At 33.7% G+C, this 2,425-nt stretch carries 3 protein-coding genes; all 3 read left to right on the forward strand.

The window, feature by feature from the left end; all coding sequences use genetic code 11:
• The coding region (locus E0I26_RS16350; protein WP_131917511.1) for a gliding motility-associated C-terminal domain-containing protein at positions 1-931 on the forward strand (931 nt) is incomplete at its 5' end.
• Positions 932-1,091: 160 nt separating this feature from the next.
• Positions 1,092-2,000 (forward strand): PorP/SprF family type IX secretion system membrane protein, encoded by a 909-nt coding sequence (locus E0I26_RS16355; RefSeq protein ID WP_131917512.1) that lies wholly within the window; start codon positions 1,092-1,094, stop codon positions 1,998-2,000.
• An 11-nt stretch (positions 2,001-2,011) separates the two neighbouring features.
• Positions 2,012-2,413, forward strand: coding sequence for a tetratricopeptide repeat protein (locus E0I26_RS16360; RefSeq protein WP_131917513.1), 402 nt, complete (start codon positions 2,012-2,014; stop codon positions 2,411-2,413).
• The last annotated feature ends 12 nt before the right edge of the window (positions 2,414-2,425 follow it).

The following is a 2,425-nucleotide window of genomic DNA, read 5'->3' on the forward strand; positions in this document are numbered from 1 at the left end:
TTGTGGGAACATATTGACGGCTTCAACTCCTGATATTTCAACCACTCCTGCCTGTGAAGGAACCATAACCTATACTTACACATTCACCGATTGTAAAGAAAACACACACAACTGGGTTTATACTTATACCATTGAAAGAGCCGACTTCACAATGCCTGACAATGACGGAAAAACCGTAGCTTGTACAGCTGATATCGTTGCTCCGACAGTGCCTGCGGTTACAGATAATTGTGAAAATACATTAACAGCTTCGACTCCGGTGATTTCAACTAATCCTACTTCTGAAGGTAATGTGACTTATACGTATACTTTCACCGATTGCGAAGGAACGGCACATAACTGGGTGTACACTTACACTATAGATGATACTATTCCTCCTACAATTCCTGTTCTAGCTGATGTTTCCGGTGAATGCACTGTTACAGTAGTTGCACCTACAACCACTGATAATTGCGCTGGAATTATAACAGCTACCACATCTGATCCGTTAACTTATACCTCAGAGGGCACATTTATTATCCATTGGAATTTCAATGATGGTAATGGAAACAACATTATTGTAAATCAAAATGTAATTGTTGATTGTGGTGGTGTTGTATTGGCTTGTGGAAAGATATTAGTACATAATGCCTTCTCGCCAAATGGTGATGGAATTAATGAGGTATTTGTAATTGATAATATTGGGGATGCCTGTAATTCTGACAATACAGTTGAAATCTACAACCGTTGGGGAGTATTAGTTTTTGAAACCAGAAACTATAATAATGAAAGTAATTATTTTGACGGCGTTTCAAGAGGTAGAACGACCATTAGCCAGTCCTCTGGTTTACCAACTGGAACTTACTTTTACATCTTGAATTATACTTCTGTTGATAATGATGGAAAAATCATAACTAATAAAAAAGACGGGTATTTATACCTTACTAAATAATTAAATAAAATACCTGAGGGCTTTTTTGTCCTCAGGTTTAATAAAGATAATATGAATAGCCCTATTTCTTGAATGATAAACAGTAATCAAATTTATCAACTGACCTGCCGGATTCTTATAAATGAGTTCGATAGATAATTTAAAATAATAAATATCTACTATGAAAACAAAATTATTTTCTTTCGTTTTGATGTTTACAGCCATTGTAAGTTTTGCGCAACAAGATGCTCAATTTACTCAATACATGTACAACACAATTAATATTAATCCAGCTTATGCAGGATCTAGAGGTGCTTTAAGTATTTTTGCTTTACATCGTACACAATGGGTTGGACTCGATGGAGCTCCAGTGACTAACGCTGTATCTGTGAATACTCCATTCAGCGGAAGCAATTTAGGTTTAGGGGTGTCAATTATAAATGATAAAATTGGTCCTACGACTGAAAATACGATTTCAACTGATTTATCCTACACTGTTCCTACTTCTGAGACTTTCAAACTTTCATTTGGAGTTAAAGCCACTGCGAATCTTTTCGATTTGAATGTGAACCGATTAAATCCTGTTGACGACGACCCTAGTCTGCATGGTTTCAACAATAAATTTACTGCAAATATTGGTGCGGGTATTTATTATCATTCTGATAAAGCTTATGTAGGTTTTTCAATTCCTAATTTCATCGAATCAAATCGCTATGATGATAATGAAGTGGCTATATTCAAAGAAAAAATAAACTATTATTTGATTGCCGGATATGTATTTGATATAAATAGTACCATAAAATTTAAGCCAGCCCTATTAACTAAAATGGTTGAAGGTGCTCCTATTCAAGCAGATTTATCAGGTAATTTTATGTTCAATGATAAGTTTATGGTCGGAATTGCTTATAGATGGAGTGCTGCGATGAGTGCAATGGTTGGTTTTCAGGCTACTGAAGGTTTGTATATAGGATACGGATATGATCTTGAAACTACTAGATTAAATAACTATAATTCCGGTTCCCATGAAATATTCTTGCGCTATGAAATATTTAAAAATAATGGTAAAATCACAACCCCAAGATTCTTCTAAAAACAATTATTATGAAAAACAATATACTCCTTTACGTAACAATAGTAAATGTTTTTTCTTTTAACATTTATTCCCAAAAAGAAAAATTTTATGTAACCGATAAAATAAGTGATAAATATGCTTATGTAGATGTCATAAAAACCTACGAGAGGGTTGCACAAAAAGGTTATAAATCAGTAGATCTGTTTAAAAAACTGGGAGATTCCTATTACTTCAACGCAAAGTTGGACAAAGCCGCTGAATGGTATTGTGAATTATTTGCCATGAATACTGATTTAGAACCTGAATATTATTATCAATACGCTAAGTCTTTGAATTTTATTGGTCAAAATGATAAAGCCAATGAAATACTAGAAAAATTAAAACAAAAATCGGGGGCTATATTAGAGAAAAAAAATCGAAACCTACGATAAAATTACAACTCC

Origin of the sequence: Flavobacterium rhamnosiphilum, from assembly GCF_004349195.1 — a bacterium.
GTDB classification, from domain to species: domain Bacteria; phylum Bacteroidota; class Bacteroidia; order Flavobacteriales; family Flavobacteriaceae; genus Flavobacterium; species Flavobacterium rhamnosiphilum.

What these genes read in the sequence shown, in the direction of transcription:
- E0I26_RS16360 (WP_131917513.1), top strand. Translation starts at nt 2,012, where the DNA reads ATGAAAAACAATATACTCCTTTACGTAACAATAGTAAATGTTTTTTCT.
- E0I26_RS16355 (WP_131917512.1), top strand. Translation starts at nt 1,092, where the DNA reads ATGAAAACAAAATTATTTTCTTTCGTTTTGATGTTTACAGCCATTGTA.